The sequence below is a fragment of the Sphingomonas sp. AOB5 genome, from assembly GCF_029433115.1.
Taxonomy (GTDB): domain Bacteria; phylum Pseudomonadota; class Alphaproteobacteria; order Sphingomonadales; family Sphingomonadaceae; genus Sphingomonas.
The window spans coordinates 34426-58109 of sequence record NZ_JARNTV010000010.1 but is presented as its reverse complement, the minus strand read 5'-3'; the positions used below and the strand labels follow the sequence as shown (position 1 = coordinate 58109).

The 23684-nt window shown below is 65.7% G+C and carries 23 protein-coding genes; 19 read left to right on the top strand and 4 right to left on the bottom strand.

Features of this window, described 5'->3' with window-relative positions; translation table 11 throughout:
- Positions 1-158: 158 nt before the first annotated feature.
- On the top strand, positions 159-1277 hold the full coding sequence (locus P1X14_RS06755) for an alginate lyase family protein (protein WP_277314560.1): 1119 nt from the start codon (positions 159-161) through the stop codon (positions 1275-1277).
- A gap of 106 nt (positions 1278-1383) precedes the next feature.
- On the opposite strand, the gene P1X14_RS06750 is transcribed toward P1X14_RS06755, so the two are convergent.
- Entirely contained in the window at positions 1384-2310 is a 927-nt protein-coding gene (locus P1X14_RS06750; RefSeq protein ID WP_277314559.1) for a DUF4861 family protein, read from the bottom strand.
- Positions 2310-3482, bottom strand: coding sequence for a glycoside hydrolase family 88 protein (locus P1X14_RS06745; RefSeq protein WP_277314558.1), 1173 nt, complete (start codon positions 3480-3482; stop codon positions 2310-2312). Before P1X14_RS06745 ends, P1X14_RS06750 begins: the two co-directional genes overlap by 1 nt.
- 197 nt (positions 3483-3679) lie before the next feature.
- Between P1X14_RS06745 and P1X14_RS06740 the strand changes: the two genes are divergently transcribed.
- Positions 3680-4468 (top strand): enoyl-CoA hydratase-related protein, encoded by a 789-nt coding sequence (locus P1X14_RS06740; RefSeq protein ID WP_277314557.1) that lies wholly within the window; start codon positions 3680-3682, stop codon positions 4466-4468.
- Positions 4465-5688, top strand: a complete 1224-nt coding sequence (locus tag P1X14_RS06735; RefSeq protein ID WP_277314556.1) for an FAD-dependent oxidoreductase — start codon at positions 4465-4467, stop codon at positions 5686-5688. Before P1X14_RS06740 ends, P1X14_RS06735 begins: the two co-directional genes overlap by 4 nt.
- Positions 5689-5820: 132 nt before the next feature.
- Here the strand turns inward: P1X14_RS06735 and P1X14_RS06730 are convergent, their stop codons facing one another.
- Complete coding sequence (locus P1X14_RS06730; protein ID WP_277314555.1) at positions 5821-7188, bottom strand: XRE family transcriptional regulator; 1368 nt, start codon at positions 7186-7188, stop codon at positions 5821-5823.
- Positions 7189-7289: 101 nt separating this feature from the next.
- On the opposite strand from P1X14_RS06730, the gene P1X14_RS06725 reads away from it, so the two are divergent.
- The 16 genes from P1X14_RS06725 (at position 7290) to P1X14_RS06650 (ending at position 22262) form a co-directional block, all read left to right on the top strand.
- Positions 7290-8822 (top strand): acyl-CoA carboxylase subunit beta, encoded by a 1533-nt coding sequence (locus P1X14_RS06725; RefSeq protein ID WP_277314554.1) that lies wholly within the window; start codon positions 7290-7292, stop codon positions 8820-8822.
- Between the two features lie 15 nt (positions 8823-8837).
- Entirely contained in the window at positions 8838-9140 is a 303-nt protein-coding gene (locus P1X14_RS06720; protein ID WP_277314553.1) for a hypothetical protein, read from the top strand.
- A gap of 12 nt (positions 9141-9152) precedes the next feature.
- Positions 9153-10334: an acetyl-CoA C-acyltransferase gene (locus P1X14_RS06715; protein WP_277314552.1), complete on the top strand. Its 1182-nt coding sequence runs from the start codon at positions 9153-9155 to the stop codon at positions 10332-10334.
- Positions 10334-10753 carry a methylmalonyl-CoA epimerase gene (gene mce / locus P1X14_RS06710; RefSeq protein ID WP_277314551.1) on the top strand — a complete coding sequence of 140 codons (420 nt, stop codon included), beginning with the start codon at positions 10334-10336 and terminating at the stop codon, positions 10751-10753. The genes P1X14_RS06715 and mce overlap by 1 nt, the downstream gene beginning before the upstream one ends.
- A gap of 89 nt (positions 10754-10842) precedes the next feature.
- Positions 10843-12984, top strand: coding sequence for a methylmalonyl-CoA mutase (scpA, locus tag P1X14_RS06705; RefSeq protein ID WP_277314550.1), 2142 nt, complete (start codon positions 10843-10845; stop codon positions 12982-12984).
- Between the two features lie 55 nt (positions 12985-13039).
- A complete protein-coding gene (locus P1X14_RS06700; protein ID WP_277314549.1) occupies positions 13040-13597 on the top strand; it encodes a TlpA disulfide reductase family protein in 558 nt (185 codons plus the stop codon).
- Positions 13594-14109, top strand: coding sequence for a hypothetical protein (locus P1X14_RS06695; RefSeq protein WP_277314548.1), 516 nt, complete (start codon positions 13594-13596; stop codon positions 14107-14109). The genes P1X14_RS06700 and P1X14_RS06695 overlap by 4 nt, the downstream gene beginning before the upstream one ends.
- Before the next feature lie 4 nt (positions 14110-14113).
- The gene (gene bioB, locus P1X14_RS06690; protein WP_277314547.1) at positions 14114-15109 is read left to right on the top strand and encodes a biotin synthase BioB; all 996 of its coding nucleotides are present in this window, start codon (positions 14114-14116) and stop codon (positions 15107-15109) included.
- Complete coding sequence (locus P1X14_RS06685; RefSeq protein ID WP_277314546.1) at positions 15106-15936, top strand: alpha/beta hydrolase-fold protein; 831 nt, start codon at positions 15106-15108, stop codon at positions 15934-15936. Before bioB ends, P1X14_RS06685 begins: the two co-directional genes overlap by 4 nt.
- On the top strand, positions 15936-17987 hold the full coding sequence (locus P1X14_RS06680) for an acetyl/propionyl/methylcrotonyl-CoA carboxylase subunit alpha (RefSeq protein WP_277314545.1): 2052 nt from the start codon (positions 15936-15938) through the stop codon (positions 17985-17987). Before P1X14_RS06685 ends, P1X14_RS06680 begins: the two co-directional genes overlap by 1 nt.
- A 6-nt stretch (positions 17988-17993) precedes the next feature.
- A complete protein-coding gene (locus P1X14_RS06675; RefSeq protein WP_277314544.1) occupies positions 17994-18488 on the top strand; it encodes an FKBP-type peptidyl-prolyl cis-trans isomerase in 495 nt (164 codons plus the stop codon).
- A gap of 51 nt (positions 18489-18539) precedes the next feature.
- The gene (locus P1X14_RS06670) at positions 18540-20033 is read left to right on the top strand and encodes a DUF5597 domain-containing protein (RefSeq protein WP_277314543.1); all 1494 of its coding nucleotides are present in this window, start codon (positions 18540-18542) and stop codon (positions 20031-20033) included.
- Positions 20034-20092: 59 nt separating this feature from the next.
- Positions 20093-20437 (top strand): hypothetical protein, encoded by a 345-nt coding sequence (locus tag P1X14_RS06665; protein WP_277314542.1) that lies wholly within the window; start codon positions 20093-20095, stop codon positions 20435-20437.
- A 6-nt stretch (positions 20438-20443) separates the two neighbouring features.
- Positions 20444-20662, top strand: coding sequence for a hypothetical protein (locus P1X14_RS06660; protein ID WP_277314541.1), 219 nt, complete (start codon positions 20444-20446; stop codon positions 20660-20662).
- Positions 20663-20701: 39 nt separating this feature from the next.
- Entirely contained in the window at positions 20702-21532 is an 831-nt protein-coding gene (locus tag P1X14_RS06655) for a diacylglycerol kinase family protein (protein WP_277314540.1), read from the top strand.
- A 1-nt stretch (position 21533) separates the two neighbouring features.
- A complete protein-coding gene (locus P1X14_RS06650) occupies positions 21534-22262 on the top strand; it encodes a metallophosphoesterase (protein WP_277314539.1) in 729 nt (242 codons plus the stop codon).
- A gap of 12 nt (positions 22263-22274) precedes the next feature.
- Here P1X14_RS06650 and P1X14_RS06645 read toward each other — a convergent pair whose 3' ends face one another.
- Positions 22275-23609 (bottom strand): hypothetical protein, encoded by a 1335-nt coding sequence (locus P1X14_RS06645; RefSeq protein WP_277314538.1) that lies wholly within the window; start codon positions 23607-23609, stop codon positions 22275-22277.
- Positions 23610-23684 lie beyond the last annotated feature (75 nt).

Below are 23684 nucleotides of genomic sequence, written 5' to 3'. Positions count from 1 at the left end.
GATTTGCTCTGGTTTCGACTTCCCTTGTCCTGATGGCGCTTGCGCCAGTGGCTGTGACACAATCCGGGATAGCCTCCCCTGGCCCCCTAGTTCAGCAGCCAGTCTGCATGGGCGCGGACGGATATTCCGCCGCGTTCGGCGGACGCAGGACCTTTTTCTTGCAGCCGGACACGATGGAGCGGCTGAAGGCCGCGAAGGACAGTGATCCGGCGGTGGGCGCGGCCTATACCGCGCTGATCGGCAAGGCGAATGCGGCGCTGACGCGCGGGCCGTACATGGTGGTCGACAAGCGCACGATCCCGCCCTCGGGTGACCGGCACGATTATCTGAGCGTCGGCCCGTACTGGTGGCCGGACAAGACCAAGCCGGACGGGTTGCCGTACATTCGCCGCGATGGCGAGATCAATCCGGACCGGTCGAGCGACAAGTATGACCTCGCCGATCTGGAATCGATGAGCGCGGACGTCGAGACGCTGGGGCTGGCATATTATTTCTCGGGCAATGTCCGGTACGCCCAGCGCGCGGCGTTTCTGGTCAAGATCTGGTTCCTCGATCCGCGGACCAGGATGAACCCGAACATGAACTTCGGGCAGGCAGTGCCGGGCCGCGAGGACGGGCGCGCCGAGGGGATCATCGACACCACGCGGCTGGCGCGGGTGATCGAGACGATCGGGCTGATCGGCCCGACGAACGTTCTGAAGCCCGAGGAGCAGGCGGGGCTCGAGAAGTGGTTCAGCGACTATCTCGACTGGATGTACAAGAGCCGCAACGGCAAGGCCGAGGACACGGCGAAGAACAACCATGCGATGTGGTTCGATGCGCAGGTGGTGCAGTTCGCACTGTTCGCGCGGCGGCCGGACCTGACCAGGAAGGTGGTCGAGGCATTCCCCAAGCGGCGGATCGCGGACCAGTTCACCGTGGACGGCAGCCTGCCGCGCGAGCTGATCCGCACGCGGAGCTTCCACTACTCGATCTATGCGCTGCTCGCGGCCTATGACGTGGCGGAGATGGGGTCGTGCGTCGGCGTCGACCTGTGGAGCTATGACGGCGGCGGCAAGAGCCTAAAGCGGACCACCGATTTCCTGGCGGCCTATCGCGGGCGGCTGGACCAGTGGCCGCACAAGGAGATCCGGCCGGATGCGGGCGAACTGGACGAACTGCTGCGCCGGGCGCGGCGGGCCTGGCCGGATGGCGGCTATCCGCTGGCGGACGGGGTGGAACTGCGGCGGTACATGAAGGCTGGCAGTGCGCCGAGCGATCTGGACGTGCCGAAATAGGGGCCTGGGACCGCGAAGCGGTGGAGGGGGATACCCCAAGCTATCCCGCTTGCGGCGCTCCCCCTCCGTCAGGCTGCGCCTGCCACCTCCCCCTCGGGGGGAGGATTTAGTTTTTGCAGCCCAGCGAGGCCGATACCTTGTCGTTCTCGCCAAGTTCGGCCGCGGTCGCTTCCAGCCAGGTGCGGAAGCTGGCGATATCCTTCGGTGCGCCCGGTTCCTGCACCCATGCGGCGGCGAAGGCGTAGCGGATCAGCAGGGCGTTGCAGAAGCGGACGAAATAGGTGCCGCTATTCTCGCCGGTCTCGGCCACGTTGGCGGCGGGATAGAATAGCGCGATGCCCAGTTCGTCGCCGGCAAGGCTCTGTTTCCCCCAGGTGGCGATGTAGCGCCAGCCGGGGCCGTTCGAGGCCAGCTTTTCGACACCGGGGTGCACGGTCAGGCCCGCGACCATCGGCGGTGCGTCCTTCAGGACCATCGCCATCACTTCGGTCACGCGTGACCCCGGCCGGATCGAATAATTGGTCATCAGCCGGGCAGGGCGCCCGCCATTGCCGCTGAACCCGTCATTGATCACGGCGACCGAGGCCCGGTCTGTCTTGTTGAACACCTGTGCGCGGATCGTCGACGGCCCGAGCTGGGTCACCTTGCCCTCACGCATCACGCCGATGCCGCCCATGCCGAGGGTCTTGTTGACCTGGAACAGATCCATGCCCCAGTCGGCCATCGTGTGATAATCGTCCTTGCCCATGCCGATGCGCGGCAGGATCGGGGCGGGGAGCTTCTTGCCGTAGATATCCGGCACGTTGCGCTCGTCGAGATAGAGGCGGTAGGCGACGCGGTCGGACTCCCAGCCGGGGCCTTCGAAGGCGATCAGCCCGTCATGGATCTTGTGATCGGCGGGCACGTCGATCCGCTCGACCAGCTTGTAGCTGCCATCGGCCTGACGGACGTTGAGCGTGGCCTGTGCGACCGGCTCCGGCGCGTCCTGCGCGGCGAGCAGCAGAAGCGGGGCGAGAAGGAGCGCGCGGCGCATCACTTGCGGTCTGCCAGATCGTACACCGCCGAACCGGCGAGCAGATAGGCGCCCACGCCATAGAATTGCGTGTCCGCCGCGGCGACGGCATCGGGCATGTAACTGACCTGCTGCACCCAGCCGAGCCGGCCGTCGGGCTGGATCGCGCGGTTGAGTGCGGCCCAACCCTTGGTGATGGCGGGCATATATTGCGCGCGGGGGAGGTAGCCTTCCTTCACGCCCCAGGCGAGTGCGTGGACGAAGAAGCCGGTGCCGCTCGATTCATCCTGCGCGGTCTTGAGATCGCCGAGCAGTGAGGGTGCCCAATAGCCGTTCTCGCGCTGGAGCGTCAGCAGCTTGGCTGCCATCTGCTTGTAGAGCGCGATATAATAGGGGCGGCGCGGATCCTTCTTGTCGAGCACCGGGATCAGCCGGGCGAGGCCCGAGATCACCCAGCCGTTTCCGCGCGACCAGTACAGCTTTTCACCATGGGCGCCGCGCTGGGTGAAGAAGCGGCTGTCGCGATAATAGAGATGGTCCGACCTGTCGTAGAGATAGTCGGTCGCGGCGACATATTCCTTGTGCGCGAAATCGCCGTAGCGCTTGTCGCCGGTCTCCTTCTGGAGCGCGTAGAGCGTGGGCGGGGCCATGAACAAAGCGTCGCACCAGCACCAGCGGATGGTGCATTCCGGATCGCCGCTGGTCGGGTTGATGAATTCGAGCGAGCTGACGGGCGGGGCGGCGAGGATCTGTTCGAACCGGGCCTTCATCGGCGCCAGCGCCTCGGGTCCGGCGCCGTTGCGAGAGGCCCAGAGCCAGGTCCAGCCGATCAGGTGATCGTCGGCATGGAAGACGCGGCCGCCGAGCTGCCAGTTTTGCGCGCGACCCATGGCGAGGATCGCGTCGCGATAGCGTGGCGACTTCGAGCGATCGGCGACATTGGTCAGCGCAACCCAGAAGGTTGCCTGCTGCCAGTCGCGGGGATTGCTGAGGCTGGGGCGGGCGAGGGGGATATAGGAGGAGATATTGTCGAGATGGGCGAGCTGCCAGTCGGCCATGCGCTCCATCGAGGCGAGGATCTCGGCGCGGGCGGGCAGCTTTGCGGGAGCGGCCTGAGCCGTGGGGATCGCGACGGCCTGAGCGCCCGCGGTCAGCAACAAGGCGGCGAACGCACCGGCGAGCTTCGAAACCATCTTCATCCCTCCTGCTACCGCTGTCACTCGCGGCCGGGCGGACGATGTTTTGGCCAGACGATCAAGTCAAGTGGTAAGGCCAATTCTTTGCGGATGACCAAGAGGGAAACGGCAGCTTTAGCGGCGCGGAAAATCGGCTGGCTTGCCGTGCCGGGCAGGGCGGACTAGCTGCGATTCCCAAAGCGAGGAGAGACGGGATGAGCGAAGCGCCATCGGTGTTGTTCGAAATGGACGGGCAGGTCGCCGTGCTGCGGTTGAACCGGCCGGACCGGCTGAACGCGCTCACCCCGGAAATGCTCGACCTGATCGCGGCGTCCCTGCGCCGCGCCGTCGATGAAGGCGCGCGCGCGGTGTTGCTGACCGGCGAGGGCCGGGCCTTCTGCTCGGGCGCCGATCTGGCCGCGGCGATGACGGCGCCGCCGGAGAAGCGCCAGCTGGGCGATGCGCTGCGCGATCATTACAATCCGGTGGCCGAGACCTTCGCCGCGTTGCCGATCCCGGTCGTCAACGCGATCAACGGCGCGGCGGCCGGTGCCGGTGCGGCGATCGCGCTTTCGGGCGACATCATCGTGGCGGCGAAATCATCCTATCTGCTGCTGGCCTTCGCCAATATCGGGCTGGTGCCCGATGCCGGATCGACCTGGCTGATCGCCAAGGCGGCAGGCCGGGCCAAGGTGCTGGAAATGGCGCTGCTGGGCGAGCGGATGACGGCCGACGATGCGCTCGAGGCCGGACTCGTGACCGCGGTGGCCGAGGACGAGGCGCTGTTCGAAACCGCGATGGGCTATGCCCGCAAGCTGGCCGGCATGCCCACGGTGGCGCTGGGGCTGATCCGCAAACAGGTCGCGTCGGCGCTGACGGGCACGCTGACCGAGACGCTGGAAGTCGAGGCGGTGCACCAGAAGATCGCATCGGGGACGAGCGATTTCGCGGAGGGCGTCATGGCCTTCCTCCAGAAGCGCAAGGCGGAGTTCACCGGCAAATGAGCCATTATGACGTGTTGATCGTGGGTGCCGGCCATGCGGGCGCACAGGCGGGGATCGCGCTGCGCCAGAACAAGTTCGAGGGCAGCGTGGCGATGATCGGCGACGAGCCGGAAATCCCGTACGAGCGCCCGCCGCTGTCGAAGGAATATTTCTCGGGCGAGAAGGTGTTCGAGCGGATCCTGATCCGGCCCGCTGCCTTCTGGGAAGAGCGGCAGGTGACGATGCTGCTGGGCAAGCGCGTCGTGAGCGTCGATCCTGCGGCCAAGACCGTCACCACCGATGGCGGCGAGACGATCGGATACGGATCGCTGATCTGGGCGACGGGCGGCAAGCCGCGCGAGCTGCCGTGCGGCGGGCATCATCTGACCGGTATCCATACCGTGCGCACGCGGGCCGACGCCGACCTGATGCTGTCCGAACTGGACGGCGTGCAGAAGGTGGTGGTGATCGGCGGCGGCTATATCGGGCTGGAAGCGGCCGCGGTGCTGACCAAGTTCGGCAAGCATGTGACCGTGCTGGAAGCGCTCGACCGGGTGCTGGCGCGGGTTGCGGGCGAGCCGCTGTCGCGCTTCTACGAAGCCGAGCATCGCGCGCATGGCGTGGACGTGCGGCTGGGCGTGCAGGTCGCCTGTATCGAGGGTGAGGACAAGGTGACCGGCGTGAAGCTGGCCGATGGCAGCGTCGTGCCCGCCGACATGGTGATCGTGGGCATCGGCATCGTCCCCGCGGTGCAGCCGCTGATCGATGCGGGTGCGACGGGTGGCAATGGCGTCGCGGTGGACGGCCAGTGCCGCACCTCGCTGCCCGATATCTATGCGGTGGGCGATTGCGCACACCATGCGAACCGCTTTGCCGATGGGGCCGATATCCGGCTGGAATCGGTGCAGAACGCCAACGACCAGGCGACCGTCGCGGTGAAGACGATCCTGGGGCAGGAAGTCGCATATGACGCGGTGCCGTGGTTCTGGTCGAACCAGTACGACCTTAAGCTTCAGACCGTGGGGCTTTCGATCGGGTACGATCAGATCGTCGTGCGCGGCGATCCGGCGGCGCGGAGCTTTTCGGTGATCTACCTGAAGGGCGGGAAGGTGATCGCGCTCGACTGCGTGAACATGGCCAAGGATTATGTGCAGGGGAAAAAGCTGGTGGTGGAGGGGCTGTCGCCCGATCCTGCCACGCTGGCGGATACGGGTGTGCTGCTGAAGGAACTGGCGGGCTGAATCAAATCCTCCCCCGCCAGGGGGAGGTGGCGCCGAAGGCGACGGAGGGGGAGGACTCTTCAACACTCGTTCTGGAATCCTCCCCCTCCGTCAGCTGCGCTGACACCTCCCCCTGGCGGGGGAGGATTTGATTCACCGAAACCCGTACGGCACCGCGCCGCGCGCATCGGCATCGATACGGATTTCGCTGCCGGCGGGCGGGAAGGCGCGCTGGTCGCAGTCGTGGCGGGGGCAGATGCGGCAGCTGGTGCCGATCGGCGTGGCGATGCCGTCGGTCCGCAGGCCATCGGCATAGATGAAGTCGGGCGCGTGGCTTTCCTCGCAGCCCAGCGCGACGGCGTAGCGGCGCGGCGGGCGGGTATAGCTGCCCGAGGGTTTCACCAGCCCCTTGGCCATCGAGACGTAGCGGACGCCATCGGGCGTCTCGGCGAGCTGGACGAGGATGCGGTCCGGGATCGCCACTGCCTCATGCACCACCCAGAGCGGGCAGGCGCCGCCGAAGCGGGCGAATTGCAAGCGGGTGGCCGAATGGCGCTTGGTGATGTTGCCCGCCATGTCGACGCGGCAGAAGAAGAAGGGGATGCCCGCCGCACCCGGCCGCTGAAGGGTGGAGAGGCGGTGGCAGGCCTGTTCGAAGCTGGCGCCGAAGCGCTGGCGCAGGCGATCGATATCGTGGCGCATTTCGCGTGCGGCGACGCGGAAGCGGCCATAGGGCATGACGAGCGCGCTGGCGGCATAGTTGGCGAGGCCGGCGGACAGCAACTCGCGGCCTGCGGGCGTGTCGATCCCGCTATGCGCGATGTCGCGGATCAGGTCGGCGAACTCCAGCCGGGCGAGCTGGTGGGCGAGGCTGAACAGGTTCGTCTCGGGCGCCTGGGACGGATCGAGGCGCAGCGTGCGGGTTTCGGGGTCGTAATCGCGGAGGCGTTCGCCGCTGGCGATGGTGACGCCGTGGCGCTCGCGCAGCCGCTGTTCGATGCCGCGGGGGCCTTCGGCGAGTTCGTCGGCGATGCGTTCGGCTTCGCGGTCGATGGGATCGACATAGTTGCGCTCGGTGTGGAACCAGTCGCGCACCTCGTCCCATGGCAGGCGGGCCTCGCCGGTCTCGAACCGGTCGTCGAGCACGCGGAGTTGGTCCTGCGAGCGGCGATAGGCCCCGTGCAGCGCGACCATTCGACGGACGAGCAATGGCTGTTGCTTCACGCCACGCTGGACGATCTCCTGCGCGAGCGCGCCTTCCGGGACGCTGGGATCGGAGGCTGCGTCCATGCCCTCGATCAGCAGCGAGGTTTCCTCCTGCGGATCGATGGTGGCCCAGTCCGTAGGGAAGGCCTCGCCCAGCGCGGTGAGGACGGCAGGGGTGATCGGGCGGTCGCCATTCTCGATCTGCGAGAGATAGCTGACGGAGATGCGCAGGCGCGCGGCCATTTCCGCCTGCGGGAGTGCCAGGCGGGTGCGGAGTTCGCGGACCAGATGTCCGGCGAAGATGCGGCGGGTCATGCGTCCGCTATAGTTTGCAAACCTATCCCCCACAACTTTGCAACATCACAGTTGCGCCGCGATGTGACATATGGAACGGGCTTCAGCCACTCAGCGGAGAGATGCCCTTGTCCTCGACGATCCAGGAACTCGAACGGCGCCGCGAGGCGGCACGCGCCGGTGGCGGCGAGAAGCGCGTCGCGGCCCAGCATAGCAAGGGCAAGCTGACCGCGCGCGAGCGGATCGAAGTGTTTCTCGACGAAGGATCGTTCGAGGAGCTGGACATGTATGTCGAGCATAACTGCGTCGATTTCGGCATGCCGGATCAAGTGGTGCCGGGCGATGGCGTGGTGACTGGCAGCGGCACGGTCAACGGCCGCCTCGTCTTCGTGTTCAGCCAGGATTTCACCGTGTTCGGCGGATCGCTGTCCGAGCGACATGCCCAGAAGATCTGCAAGATCATGGACATGGCGATGAAGGTTGGCGCGCCGGTGATCGGCATGAACGACAGCGGCGGCGCGCGCATTCAGGAGGGCGTGGCTTCGCTCGCGGGCTATGCCGAAGTGTTCCAGCGCAACGTGCTGGCCAGCGGCGTGGTGCCGCAGCTGAGCCTGATCATGGGGCCGTGCGCGGGCGGCGCGGTCTATTCGCCTGCGATGACCGACTTCATCTTCATGGTGAAGGACAGCAGCTACATGTTCGTCACCGGGCCGGACGTGGTGAAGACCGTCACCAACGAAGTGGTGACGCAGGAGGAACTGGGCGGCGCGGTGACGCACACCACCAAATCCTCGGTCGCGGACCTCGCGTTGGAGAATGATATCGAGACGCTGCTGGCGGCGCGCGATTTCATCGACTTCCTGCCCGCATCGAACCGCGAAAAGCCGCCCGAGCGGCCGTGCCACGATCCGTGGGACCGCATCGAGGACAGTCTCGACACGCTGATTCCGCCCAGCGCCAACCAGCCCTACGACATGCACGAGCTGATCCGGAAGACGTTGGACGAAGGCGATTTCTTCGAGCTGCAGCCGGCGCATGCGGCGAACATCATCATCGGTTTCGGCCGGATCGAGGGCCGCACGGTGGGCGTGGTGGCGAACCAGCCGATGGTGCTGGCGGGGTGCCTCGACATCAACTCGTCGAAGAAGGCGGCGCGCTTCGTGCGCTTCTGCGACGCGTTCGAGATTCCGATCGTCACCTTTGTCGACGTGCCGGGCTTCCTGCCGGGCGTGGGGCAGGAACATAGCGGCATCATCAAGCATGGTGCGAAATTGCTGTTCGCCTATGCCGAAGCGACCGTGCCCAAGATCACCGTCATCACCCGCAAGGCCTATGGCGGCGCGTATGACGTGATGAGCTCAAAGCATCTGCGCGGCGATCTCAACTATGCGTGGCCGACCGCCGAGATCGCGGTGATGGGCGCGAAGGGCGCGGTGGAGATCATCTTCCGCGGCAAGACGCCCGAGGAGATCGCCGAGCGGACTGCGGAGTACGAAGCGCGCTTCGCCAACCCGTTCGTGGCGGCGAGCAAGGGTTTCGTGGACGAAGTGATCATGCCGCATTCCACCCGCCGCCGGATCGCGCTGGGGCTTCGCAAGCTTCGCAACAAGAAGCTCGAAAATCCGTGGAAGAAGCATGACAATATTCCGCTTTGATCCCGGGATGCGCGGATGAGCGCACCGTCGAAGCCCATGTCGAACGGCGTGCTGATGCTGGTGGCCGCGATCGTGTTGATCGCGGTCGGCGCGGTATCGTGGATGCAGCATCTGCAGGGTGGTCAGGGCGGGCCGCGTGATGCCGGCGGGATGCTCGCGGGTCTGGCCGCCATCGCCTTTGCCGTCATGGCGCTGGCGAAGCGCGGCTCGCCGCAGCGCCGTCGCGATCCGGTGCGCTTCTGGACGATTTTCGTGCTGCTTGCCGGGACCGGGACGATCCTGGTCCTGAGCGGCCTTTCCCGCTTTGCCTTGATCTGATGGAACCTTGATATGACCGATCCCGTCGTCATCCTCTCTTTTGCCCGCACCCCGATGGGCAGCTTTCAGGGCAGCCTGTCGGGCGCGACCGCGACCGAGCTGGGCGCTGCGGCGGTGAAGGCAGCGGTGGCGCGCGCGGGCGTGGACGGCGCCGATGTCGAGCGCTGCTATATGGGTTGTGTTCTTCCGGCCGGCCTCGGCCAAGCCCCGGCGCGGCAGGCCGCGCGTGGTGCGGGTCTTCCAGATCATGTCGAGGCGACCACCGTCAACAAGATGTGCGGCAGCGGCATGAAGGCCACGATGATGGCCGCCGATGCAATTCTGGCGGGGAGCGCGGACATCATCGTCTCGGGCGGCATGGAGAGCATGTCGAACGCGCCGTATCTGTCGAAGAAACATCGCGCGGGCGCGCGGATCGGGCATGACACGGTGTACGATCACATGATGCTCGACGGCCTTGAGGATGCCTATGAGCCGGGCAAGGCGATGGGCGTGTTCGCCGAGGCGACGGCGGGTGAGTATCAGCTGACCCGTCAGGCGCAGGACGATTATGCGATCGAGTCGCTGACCCGTGCGCAGAAGGCGCAGGCATCGGGCGCATTCGATGGCGAGATCGTCGCCGTGCAGGTGAAGACTCGCAAGGGCGTCGAGACGGTCGACAAGGACGAGCAGCCGCTGAAGGGCGATCCGTCGAAGATCCCGACGCTGCGCCCGGCCTTCACCAAGGACGGCACGATCACCGCGGCCAACGCCTCGTCGATCTCGGATGGCGCGGCGGCTCTGGTGCTGGCGCGCGCTTCGGTGGCTGCGGCCAAAGGGCTGAAGCCGGTGGCGACCATCGTCGCGCATGCCGGCCATGCGAAGCTGCCCGCGCAGTTCACCACCGCGCCGGTGGGCGCGATCCAGAAGGTGCTGGACAAGACCGGCTGGAGCGTCGGTGAGGTCGACCTGTTCGAGATCAACGAGGCGTTCGCCTGCGTCACCATGTTCGCGATGCACGATCTGGGCATCCCGCACGACAAGGTGAACATCCATGGCGGCGCGACCGCGATGGGCCATCCGATCGGCGCGTCGGGCGCACGTATTCTGGCGACGCTGATCGCGGCGTTGCAGAAGACCGGCGGCAAGCGCGGGATTGCGGCCTTGTGCATCGGCGGTGGCGAAGCGACGGCGATGGCGGTGGAGCTGGTTTGATGAAACTCGGACGGCTCAACCATGTCGGCGTGGCGACGCCTTCGATCGCGGACTCCATCGCCTTCTATCGCGACGTGATGGGCGCCTCGGTGATCACCGAGCCGTTCGACCTGCCGGCGCAGGGGGTGAAGGTTTGCTTTGTGGATACGCCGAACAGCCAGATCGAGCTGATCGAGCCGCTGGGCGAGGCGTCGCCGATCCATGGGTTTCTGGCGAAGAATCCGGCGGGGGGGCAGCATCACCTTTGCTACGAAGTGCCCGATATCCATGCGGCGAAGGCGTGGTTCGAGGGCAAGGGCGCCAAGGTGCTGGGCGAGCCGCGGATCGGTGCGCATGGGACGCTGATCTTCTTTGTGCATCCGAAGGACATGGGCGGGGTGCTGACCGAGATCATGGAGACGCCGAAAGATGCGCACTAACTTCCGTTCGCCTCGAGCGAAGTCGAGAAGCCTGTCCTTCAATCTCCGTTTCTCGACTTCGCTCGAAACGAACGGAGTGGGGGTGACCCGTGGCTAACAAACCCACCCTCGACCAATGGTCCGCCGCCGCGTCCAAGGAAGTGAAGGGCAAGGACCTCATCTGGCGCACGCCGGAGGGGATCGACGTCAAGCCGCTCTACACCGCTGAGGACGTGGCGGGGATCGATCCCGGCCTGCCGGGCTTCGCGCCGTTCACGCGCGGGGTGCGCGCGTCGATGTATGCCGGGCGGCCCTGGACGATCCGGCAATATGCGGGCTTTTCGACCGCCGAGGAATCCAACGCCTTCTACCGCCGCAACCTCGCGGCGGGTCAGAAGGGTCTGAGCGTCGCTTTCGATCTGGCCACCCATCGCGGCTATGACAGCGATCATCCGCGCGTCACCGGCGATGTCGGCAAGGCGGGCGTGGCGATCGACACGATCGAGGACATGAAGATCCTGTTCGACGGGATTCCGCTCGATCAGATGTCGGTCAGCATGACGATGAACGGCGCGGTGATCCCGATCCTCGCCTTCTTCATCGTCGCGGGCGAGGAGCAGGGGGTCGACCGCAAGCTGCTCGACGGGACCATCCAGAACGACATCCTCAAGGAGTTCATGGTCCGCAACACCTACATCTACCCGCCCGAGCCGAGCATGCGGATCATCTCGGACATCTTCGGCTATACCAGCCGCGAGATGCCGAAGTTCAACAGCATCTCGATCAGCGGCTATCACATGCAGGAAGCCGGGGCGACGCAGGTCCAGGAGCTGGCCTTCACCATCGCCGACGGCATGGAATATGTGAAATACGGCGTCGCCAGCGGGCTCGATATCGACAAGTTCGCCGGGCGGCTGAGCTTCTTTTTCGCGATCGGCATGAACTTCTTCATGGAGATCGCGAAGCTGCGCGCGGCGCGCGTGCTGTGGCATCGGGTGATGACCCAGCTGGGCGCGCAGGACGAGCGCAGCAAGATGCTGCGCACGCATTGCCAGACCAGCGGCGTGTCGCTGACCGAGCAGGATCCGTACAACAACGTCATGCGCACCACGATCGAGGCGATGGCCGCGATGCTGGGCGGGACGCAGAGCCTGCACACCAACGCGCTGGACGAAGCCATCGCGCTGCCCACCGATTTCTCCGCCCGGATCGCGCGCAATACGCAGATCGTGATCCAGGAAGAGACGGGGATGACCAAGGTCGTCGATCCACTTGGCGGCTCCTATTATATCGAGGCGCTGACCCAGGAACTGGTCGACAAGGCGTGGGAGATCATCGAGCGGGTCGAGGCCGAGGGCGGCATGGCGAAGGCTGTGGCGGCAGGCTGGCCCAAGGCGATGATCGAGAGCGCCGCAGCCGCCACCGCCGCAAGGATCGACCGTGGCGAGCAGGTGATCGTCGGGGTCAACAAGTACCGCAAGGACGGCGAAGACCCGATCGACATCCTCGACGTCGATAACGTCGCGGTACGCGAGGCGCAGATCGCGCGGATCAAGCAGGTCCGCGCGAACCGTGACGAAGCCGCGTGCCAGTCTGCCCTGATGGCGCTGCAGAACGGCGCGGCGGGCAGCGAGAATTTGCTCGAACTCGCGGTGGAATGCGCCCGCAAGCGTGCGACGCTCGGCGAGATCAGCGCGGCGATGGAAGCGGGCTTCGGACGCCACGCGACCGTGCCGACGCCGGTGAAGGGCATCTATGGCGGCGCCTATGCCGACGATCTCCGCTGGGCGCGGTTGAAGGACGGCGTGGCCGCGACCGAGCGCCGCCTTGGCCGTAAGCCGCGCATGCTGGTCGCCAAGATGGGGCAGGACGGGCATGACCGGGGTGCCAATCTGGTCTCGTCCGCATTCGGCGATCTCGGCTTCGAAGTGGTGCCGGGGCCGCTGTTCCAGACGCCTGCCGAAAGTGCGGCGCTGGCGTTGGAGAAGGATGTCGACGTGGTCGGCGCCTCGTCGCTCGCCGCAGGGCACAAGACATTGATCCCCGAGCTGATCCGCGAGCTGCAGGATGCCGGCCGCGCGGATATCAAGGTGATCGCAGGCGGCGTGATCCCGGCGCAGGATTACGAGTTCCTGCGTGAGGCGGGGGTGCAGGCGATCTTCGGGCCGGGCACGAACCTTGTCGCGGCGGCCGAGGAAGTGTTGCGGCTGCTGGGGCACAACATGCCGCCGATCGAGGAAGCCGCGGAATGAGCGACGGCGGGGAAATTGGCGCGTTCGTTCAGAGCGTTGCGTCGGCGGTTCTGAAATGATCCTGTCGATCGGCCTTGCGCTGTTCGCGGCGGCACCTGCGCTGGCGCAGGACCGGGCGCCGACCGCTGGCCGTTCGATCTCGACGCTGGCAGGCGTGCCGCTGAAGTCGCGCAACGGTGCGCCGATCACGCTTGGATCGCGGATCGTGCCGGGCAAGCCTACGCTGATCGCATTTTGGGCAAGCTGGTGCGGGCCATGCTATGCCGAGGCGCCCCACCTCAACCGAATCCGCAAGCAGTTGGGCGAGCGCTATAATTTCATCTATATCAATCGCCGGGAAGGCGATCCCGATCCCGACCAGACCCCCGCTTGGATCGCGCGTTTCCTCGCCTATGGCGGGATGACCGATGTCGATTACGTCATTGCCGATGTGGCTGCCTATCGCCGGATTCTCGGGAAGGATATCGCGACCGTGCCCGAAGGCCGGGTTGGGATTCCGCGCGTCTATCTGTTCGATCGCAACGGGCGGCAAATCTACATGTCCCACGGGTTCGCGGAATCGGATGGCCCGGAGCTTGAGCGGCTCGTGAAACAGGCGGTGGCAGAGCGATGATCGCACTGCTGCTTTCCCTTGCGGCCTTGCCGGCGCAGGACATGACGCAGATGCGCGTGCGGCCGACGAGCGAGCAGGCGGCGGTCGCCGAGTTCGAGGCGACCTGCGTCGCCAACTTCCGCGATGTCGAGGGGTTGAAGAGTGCGGCGGCGGCCTCGTCGCGCGGCTATGCGTTCGATGACAAGGGGCCGCTCGACTGGCGCAGCTGGTCGTCGGCCTATGGTGGCGTCTATTATTATCAGGGGCGGCCCGAGGGCAGCGCGATCACGCCCGAATGCAACCTCACATCGTATACGCGGCTGGCGGTGGACGACGATCTGCTGATGTCCGAGCTTCGCGCGATGATCGCGCGGCAGAACGGCGCGCAGGTTGTGCGGACCAGCTTTCGCACCCGTCCGGTATGGCGCTGGCGCGATGCGGCGGGCAAGCCGATGGCGGTGATCGTTGCGCTCGATCCGCGGACGCCGCAACAGATCACGCTGTCGCTGCGGCCTGGCGTGGCGGATTCGTAAGGGAATGGGAATGATGCGTACCGACTGGACCCGCGACGAGATTGCCGCGCTGTTCGACATGCCTTTCCTCGATCTGGTGTACGAAGCGGCGTCGATCCATCGCGCGCATCATCCGCGTAACGAGGTCCAGCTTTCCACGCTGTTGTCGATCAAGACCGGCGGTTGCGTTGAGGATTGCGGTTACTGCAACCAGTCGGCCAGTGCCGAGACCGGCCTGAAGGCGACCAAGCTGATGGACGTGCGCGCGGTGCTGCAGGCGGCGGCACAGGCCAAGGACAATGGCTCGTCGCGCTTCTGCATGGGCGCGGCGTGGCGCAGCCCCAAGGATCGCGACATGCCCGCCATCGTCGAGATGGTGAAGGGCGTGCGCCAGATGGGGCTGGAGACCTGCATGACGCTGGGTATGCTCAGCGAGAAGCAGGCTGCGCAGCTCGCCGATGCGGGCCTCGACTATTACAACCATAATATCGATACCTCGCCCGAGAACTACGCGAACGTCATTACGACGCGGACCTTTGAGGATCGCATCGAGACGCTGGAGAATGTCCGCGGCGCGGGGATCAACGTGTGTTCGGGCGGGATCGTCGGCATGGGCGAGAAGCGCGAGGACCGGGTGGGTTTCCTCCATGCGCTGGCGACGATGCCGCATCCCGAAAGCGTGCCGATCAACGCGCTGGTGCCGGTGAAGGGCACGGTGCTGGGCGACATGCTGGCGGATACGCCGCTGGCCAAGATCGACGAGATCGAGTTCGTGCGGACGGTGGCGGTGGCGCGCATCGTGATGCCGCTGTCGATGGTGCGTTTGTCGGCTGGCCGAGAGAGCATGAGCGATGAGACGCAGGCGCTTTGCTTCATGGCCGGGGCGAACTCGATCTTCACCGGCGACAAGCTGCTGACCACCGGCAATGCGGGCGACGACAAGGACAGCGCGCTGTTCGCGCGGCTGGGTGTGCGGGCGATGCAGGGCGAGGTTAAGGCCGAGCTGGAGGCGGCGGAGTGATCAGCCGGGCGACATGGCGCCTGATCCTGGCGTTGTTGCTGTTGCTGCCCGTCCCCGCGCTGGCGCAGCCGGCGGGCGGGACGCCTATCGCGATCGGGCAGACCTACAAACTGCCGTCCAAGGTGATGGGTGCCGAGCGCGCGCTGAATATCTGGCTGCCGCCCGGCTATGCGACAAGCGGCAAAAACTATCCCGTGCTGTACCTGCTCGACGGCGGTCTGGAACAGGATTTCCAGCATATCGCGGGGCTGGCGCAGTTGGGGACGGTGGTCGATACGATCCAGCCGATGATCGTGGTGGGGATCGAGACGGTCGATCGCCGCAACGAGCTGGCCTTCCCGACCAGCAATGCCAAGGATCGCGCGACCTGGCCGACTGCCGGGCATTCGGAGCGGTTCCGTCGCTATCTGTCGAGCGAGGTCCTGCCCTGGGTGGAGACCAATTTCCGCACCACCGGCGATACCGTGCTGATGGGGGAATCGCTTGCCGGCCTGTTCGTGGTCGACACGCTGCTGAAGCAGCCCGATCTGTTCCGGCGCTATATCGCGATCAGCCCCAGCCTGTGGTGGGACGACATGTCGCTGGTCAAGGCTGTGGGGCCGGTGATCGCGTATGTGCCGGGCGAGCGCTGGCTGTGGCTGGCGCTGGCCGATGAGGGCGCGGCGATGGGCGTCGATCCGCTGGTCGCGGCGCTGAAATCTTCGGCGCCCGCGGGCCTGCACTGGAGCTTCACGCCGATGCCGGCCGAAACCCACGCCACCATCTATCATCCTGCGGCACTTGCCGCGCTGCGTGCCCTGTTCGGCCCGCCATCCGAGAGCAAATGATGATCACCAAAATCCTGGTCGCCAATCGCGGCGAGATTGCATGCCGCGTGATGCGGACCGCCAAGAAGATGGGCATCAAGACCGTCGCGGTTTATTCCGATGCCGATGCGCGCAGCCCGCATGTGCTGATGGCGGACGAGGCGGTTCGGCTGGGGCCGGCGCCTGCGTCTGAATCCTATCTCAAGGCCGAGCTGATCCTGCTTGCCGCCAAGGAGACCGGGGCGGATGCGATCCATCCGGGATATGGCTTCCTGTCCGAGCGCGAGAGCTTCGCCAAGGCTTGCGCGGAGGCGGGCATCGCGTTCGTCGGGCCGCCGCCGAATGCCATTGCGGCGATGGGCGACAAGATCGAGTCCAAGAAGCTGGCCAAGGCCGCGGGGGTGAACGTCGTGCCCGGCTTTGTCGGGGTGATCGACGATACCGAGCATGCCGTGCGCATCTCGAACGAGATCGGCTATCCGGTGATGATGAAGGCCTCGGCTGGCGGCGGCGGCAAGGGCATGCGCCTCGCTTATTCCGAGAAGGACGTCCGCGAAGGCTTCGAGGCGACCAAGCGCGAGGGGTTGGCGTCGTTCGGCGACGACCGCGTGTTCATCGAGAAGTTCATCGAGAGCCCGCGCCATATCGAGATCCAGGTGCTGGGCGATCAGCATGGCAACATCGTCTATCTGGGCGAGCGCGAATGCTCGATCCAGCGGCGCCACCAGAAGGTGGTGGAAGAGGCGCCGTCGCCCTTCGTCACGCCCGAGATGCGCAAGGCGATGGGCGAGCAGGCGGTCGCGCTGTCGCGGGCCGTGGGCTATTACAGCGCGGGCACGGTCGAGCTGATCGTCAGCGGCGCGGACACGACCGGGCAGGGCTTCTACTTCCTCGAGATGAACACCCGCCTGCAGGTGGAGCATCCGGTGACCGAGGCGATCACCGGCCTCGATCTGGTCGAGCAGATGATCCGCGTGGCATCGGGCGAACCTTTGGCCTTCACCCAGGACGAGGTGACGCTGACCGGCTGGGCGATCGAAAACCGCGTCTATGCCGAGGATCCGTATCGCGGCTTCCTGCCCTCGACCGGGCGGCTGACCCGCTATCATCCGCCGATGGAGACGGTGCCGGGCAGCCCCGGCGCGCACGCCCATGCGGGATGTTGCGGCCCCGCACCGGAGCAGACGGGCAAGGGCTATGTCCGCGTCGATGACGGCGTTCGCGAGGGCGGCGAAGTCAGCATGTTCTACGATCCGATGATCGCGAAGTTGATCACTTGGGGCGAGACGCGCGACGAGGCGGCGGACCTTCAGGTGACTGCGCTCGACCGGTTCCAGCTGGAAGGGGTGGGCAACAATCTCGATTTCCTGTCGGCGATCATGCAGCATCCGCGTTTCCGCGCGGGCGAACTGACCACCGGCTTCATCGCCGAGGAATATCCCGAGGGCTTTGCGGGCGCGCCTGCGGCCGAGGGGCTGGCGGCGAAGATCGCGGCAGTGGCGGCGTTCGTCGCGGCGACCGAAGCGAGTTGGGCGGGGAGTATCAGCGGGCAGTTGAACGGCGCTCCGGCGGTGTCGACCGAATGGATCGTCTCGTTCGACGGCAACAAGCATCAGGTGATCTTCGACCAGATCATGACCGTGGTGGATAACCGGGCCATGGCGCTGAACATGGCCTATCAGCCCGGCCAGCGGCTGGTGGACGCGACGATCGATGGCGAGACGCTGTCGGTGCAGATCGAGCGCAAGCGCGGGCACTGGAAGATCACCACGCGCGGCGCATCGCATCAGGTGCGTGTCTATCGTCCGCGCGTGGCGGCGCTGGCGAAGCACATGATCGAGAAGATCCCGCCGGACATGTCGCGCTTCCTGCTGGCGCCGATGCCGGGCCTGCTGACCCAGTTGCACGTCCAGCCGGGCGACAAGGTGGAGGCGGGCCAGCCGCTGGCGGTGGTCGAGGCGATGAAGATGGAAAATATCCTGCGCGCCGAGAAGGCCGCGGTGGTGAAGGCGGCGAACTTCGCACCCGGCGACAGTCTGGCGGTTGACGCGGCGATCCTCGAATTCGAATAAGGGCCGATGATCAAGTTCCTCCCCTATGTGCTGCCCTATGCGGTGGTCGCCGCCGTCATTCCCGCTGCCGCGATGGTGCAGGACGCGCCCGACGCGACCACGCCGCAGGACGCCGCGTGGCACAACCGCCAGCAGCTCGCGATCTCCAGCCTGAAGGCGGCGGACGGCTGGCAGCCCTTGCCGGGCAATGGTCGCTGGCGCCGGGTGAAGGGCGATGGCACCGGACGGCATCCGGCGGTGACCGATACGGTGACGCTGCACTATGCCGGCACGCTGATCGACGGCACCGAGTTCGACAGCTCGTTCAAGCGCGGCGAGCCGGCGACCTTCCCGCTGAACCGGCTGGTCAAGGGCTGGCAGGTGGCGGTGCCGAACATGGGTGTGGGCGACACGATCGAAATCGCGATCCCGGCGGACATGGCCTATGGCCCCAACGGCCGCGGTCCGATCCCGGGCAATGCGACCCTGCTGTTCACCATCCAGCTTATCGCGATCCAGTAGGCCTCACGAAATCGCTTGCGCTGGTTAGCGCTAACATAACAAGATGCCGGCATGATCCGCTGGCTATTTTCGCTCATGCTGCTGGCCGCGACGCCGGCCTTTGCCCAGATCCCGCAAGTCGCGCAGCGCGGCGAGGTGCGGCAGTTGATCGTGGACGGAAAGCCGTTCCTGATCCTGGGCGGCGAACTGGGCAACAGCAGTTCATCGAACCGCGCCTATATGGCCCGGCACTGGGCTAAGCTGCGCGCGATGCGGCTGAACACGGTGCTGGCGCCGGTCAGCTGGGAGCTGATCGAGCCGGTCGAGGGGCAGTTCGATTTCTCCAGCGTCAACTGGCTGATCGAGGATGCCCGCGCCAGCGATATGCGGCTGGTGATCCTGTGGTTCGGCACGTGGAAGAATTCGATGTCGAGCTATGTGCCGGCATGGGTGAAGCGCGATACGAAGCGCTTTCCGCGCACCACCGATGCCGAGGGCAGATCGCAGGAGATCCTTTCCGCGCTTTCGCCCGCGGTGCGCGATGCCGATGCGCGGGCGTTTGCGGCGCTGATGGCGCATCTGCGCAAGGTGGATGGCGAGCGGCACACGGTTATCATGGTGCAGGTGGAGAATGAGATCGGCTTCCTGCCGACCGCGCGCGAGCATGGTGCGGTGGCGGATGCGGCCTATGCCAAGGCGGGCGGCGATGAGGAGCGGTTCACGGCGCTGAGCTATGCGCGGTTCGTCGAGGTTGTGGCGGGGGCGGGCAAGCGGGCCTATCCACTGCCGATGTTCGTCAACGGGGCGCAGGGGCGGCCGGGCAAGAAGCCGGGCGAATATCCCAGCGGCGGCCCGCTGGCGCATCTGATGGCCGAATGGCGCAAGGGCGCGCCGTCGATAGATTTCATCGCGCCGGACATCTATTTCCCGAACTTCGCGGGGATCGTCGCGGGCTATGTGACGCCGCAGAACCCGCTGTTCGTGCCCGAAGCGAACAATGCCGGGGATCCGCGCGCGGCGGCGAATGCGATGCTGGTGATCGGCAAGCATGGCGGCATGGGGTTCAGCCCCTTTTCGATCGAGAATATCTCCGATGCTGGCGCCGAGCGGCTGGGCGGGCTGTACGCACTGCTGGAAAGCATGGCGCCGGTGATCCTGACGGCGCAGTCCGAGGGGCGGATTGCGGGCTTCGCGCCGCCGGTGACGTTCGACGGGGTGGTGGACGAAGCGCCGCAGAGCGTGACGATCGGCGGCTATCGCCTGACGGTCAGCTTCGTCGATCCGTGGACAGCGAAGGACAAGCAGCAGCCGTCGGAGCATGGCGGGATGGTGATCTGGCTGGGTGGGGAGGAATTCCTTGTCGCGGGCCGCGGCGTGACGCTCACGGTCGAGCCGGCGGATGGGAAGGGCCGGGCAGGGCTGGACGCGGTGGACGAGGGGCGGTTCGAGGGCGGCAAGTGGATCGCGGGCAGGCGCCTGAACGGCGACGAGACCCATCAGGGGCGGCATGTGCGGCTGCCGCCGGGGCAATTCGGGGTCCAGAAGGTGCGATTGTACCGCTATTGACGTCGCGCCGGTCTGGCGGCTGGCGTCACGCTGAGCCATGATGCCCGGGGAGGGCCATCATGTCGCTGAACGAGTTGGTGCTCGCATTTATCGGGGTCGTCATCGGGCTGGGCGTCGCCGATCTACTGACCAGCTTCCACAAGCTGTTGCGCGCCGGATCGCGGGTGAAGTGGGACTGGTTGACCATCGTCTATGCCGTGATGATGCTCTACTCGATGATCGTCTTCTGGTGGTGGCAGTTCGGCTATCCGGGCACGCAGACACTGACGATCGCGGCGTTCCTGATCAACTTCGTGTTCCTGGTCATCTCATTCCTGATGGTCGCCGCTGCGCTCCCCGATGAGGTGCCTGCGGAGGGGATCGATCTGAGAGCTTTTTATCTGGAGACACTCGCGCACCGATGAGGACTCATGCTGATCTCGCTGGTGCTGGCCATCGTCATGAACCTTTACAGCGCCAGCACGACGGGCAGGTGGAGCCAGACGATATGGAATCTGTTCCCGGTTGGCAGCGCAATCCTTGCCGCTTTGGCGATCCGCATTCGCGCCGCGTGGTTCCAGGCCCTGGTGATCCTGTGGATCTTCGCCGTGACGAGCTATTTCAATCTGTTTCGGGCAATCGGTCCATAATTGCCGCCACCAAATCGATTCCGATGCGTTACGATCACCATGCAACGTCTCTGGTTCATCACCAATCCCAATTCCGGCACTGCGACTCCCGCCAAATGCGAGGCTCTTGAAAAGGTCTTTGCCGAGCGCGGGATGGAGCTTGCCGGCCGCACCGCCTTTCCCGACGAGGAACTCCCCAAGGGAGGTTCGCTGACCCGCAAGAAGGTCGACACCGTCGTGCTCTATGCGGGTGACGGCACGATCAACGCGGCGCTCAGCGCACTGTCGACATGGAAGGGATCGTTCCTGATCCTGCCGGGTGGGACGATGAACCTGCTCGCCAAGGGGCTGCACAAGGAACTGGATCCCGCGAAGATCATCGCTGCGGCGCACAAGGAAACCACGCGGGTGACGCTGCCCTATATCGAGGCGGGGGAGCATCGTGCGTTCGTTGGGCTGATCCTGGGTCCGGCCGCATCCTGGTTCCGTGCGCGCGAGGCGGTGCGCAAGGGGCGGGTCGGGCGGCTGTTCCAGGCGGCGCGGGCGGCGTGGGCGAATACCTTTGCGCGCAAGGGCATCCGCGTGCGCGGCGCGCCCGAGCTGGAGCGCCATTATCAGGCGGTTTTCGTGTTCCCCGACAGCGACGGGCTGGAAGTCACCGGCGTCGACGCGCGCGACTGGCGATCGATTGCGCAGCTGGGCTGGGAATGGCTGACGGGCGACTGGGTGGCGGCGCATGCGGTGACCAAGACCAATACGCCCGAGCTGCGGCTGAAGGGCAATCGCAAGGTGCTGGCGCTGTTCGACGGCGAACCGGTGACGCTGGATCCCGCGACGCGCATCCGCAGCGGCACCAGCCTGAAGGCGTTCATCTCGACCCGCGAGGCATGAGATGATCCGCCTGTTCCATGTCAGCGACATCCATTTCGGCGCCGAGGATCAGGTGGCGCTGGACTGGTTCGCGGGGCTGGTGAAGGCGGAAGAGCCCGATGCGGTTGTTGTGACCGGCGACCTGACGATGCGGGCGCGGCACCACGAGTTTGCCGCGGCGTCGAAATGGCTGGAAGGGCTGGGGCGGCCGGTGACGGTGGAGGTGGGCAATCACGACCTGCCCTATTTCAACCCATGGGCGCGCTTCGTGACGCCGTACAAACGCTACACCGCGCTGGAGCGGATGATCGAGCGGCCGCTGGACATCAAGGGCGTGAGCATCGTGCCGCTGCGCACCACCGCTCGCTTCCAGTTCCGGCTCAACTGGTCGAAGGGCCATGTCGGCATCCGCGCACTGCAGCAGGCGCTGGCACTGGTCGAGGCGGCACCGGCGGACGATCTGAAGTTCGTCGCCTGCCACCATCCGCTGATCGAGGGCGGCACGCGCATGTCGTCGAGCACGCGCGGCGGGCGGCGGGCGTTGGCGGCGCTGGCCGCGGCGGGCGTGGACGCGGTGTTGACCGGGCATGTCCATGACCCGTTCGATCTGGTGCAGGAGGTTGGCGGACGCACGGTGCGGATGATCGGCGCGGGCACATTGTCGGAGCGCGTTCGCGTGTCGCGGCCCTCATTCAACGAGATCCGGATCGAGGGCAGGGCGTTCCGGACGCTGGCGCGGGTGATGGACTGAAGCGGATCGCGGCTAGCGGAACCGCGCGCATCGGCCTGCGTCCCAATCCTCGCGATTGTCGTAGAATGTCGGCTGATAGGTCATGTCTCCGATCCCCTCGAAACGAAGCGTCCGGGTGATCGCCAGATCGTTCCGCTGATTGGGTACGGCGGTTAGCTGGATATATTTCCCGCCCTTGCCATAGAGCTGACTGGCCCAGCAATTGCGCGTGACCCAATCGGTGATGTCAGCCACGTTGGTTGCGGTGATCGGCGAAAGCTTGTTGCCGTTGCGATAGATCACCGTCGCGGGGCGATCGGTCAGCCGTGCGATGACGTTCGAAGTACCGGCGCGGTGGATCGCGAACGGCAGGCAATTGCCCTGCAGATTGACTTCGAGCGACACCTCCCGCCGACGTTGGTCCATCGTCATGCGCGGGACGGTGCAGGCACCATTCTCCTGTTTAATGTCCTCGGCCGGGTCTCCATTTGGGTTTCCGGCGGCGTCCAGCCAGTCGTCGTTGAAGACGAGACCGCGTGTTGCCTTCTGGCTGGTCACGCCGATCGGCAGCACCCAGGCGCCGGTGCCGTCGACATCGAGCGCGAGAATGAGATCGTCGGTCTGCTCGGGTGAATCCGCGTCAGCCATCAGCATTTGCAGCAGCGGGATGAAGGTGTGCCGATAGCTGTTTGAATCGTCGAAATATTCATGGGCATCGGCAAGACGGCCGTATTCGTCGTCGCTCTCGTCATATTCGGCGACAGCGGCGAAGCCCTCTTTCAACGTCTCAAACTCTGTGGCGCTGAACCCGCCAAAGGTCATCCGGATCCGCAGCGAGCCGAGCGGCTGGCCCTGCAGGACGATGCGTTGTGACTGGGCGAGCTGGAAGATCCGCGCATTGCCCGCGATGGTGCGGTCGCGTTGTTCCTCGATCGCGGCGAGCAGGTCCTGGTTGGAGACGATGCGGCCGCCTTCCTCGCGGGTCGCGGCAATGCCGAGCTGGCTCAGCGCCTCCTGATATCTCTTGTTAAACGCGCGCCAATTGGCCTCGTCGCGCTGTTCGGCTTCGGCTGCCTGTTTCTGCTGGAGTGCCAGCAGCCGTGCGTCGGCCGCGGCCCTTTCCCGCCGTTCGGCTTCCGTCCGCTGCTTGTCGTTGTCGACCATGGCCTTGAAGCCGATGCTGGTCACCGCGACCAGCGCGCTGATCGCGGCAAAGCCGATCGCCACCCGGCCCGCGGGCGTGAGCTGCTTGCTGCCATCCTCGGCCTTTGTCGAAACTTCGCGGGTCAGTCCCCAGAATGCCGAAGTGGCGGCAATGATCGGCGCGGCTATTGCGAGCCCGATCAGGATCATTTCGCTGACGGACATCAAGGCCCCCCTTCGTAACCGGCAGTCAAACCGGAACGCTGTCGTCACGAACAAGAATGTCGCGGGCAGGGGGCA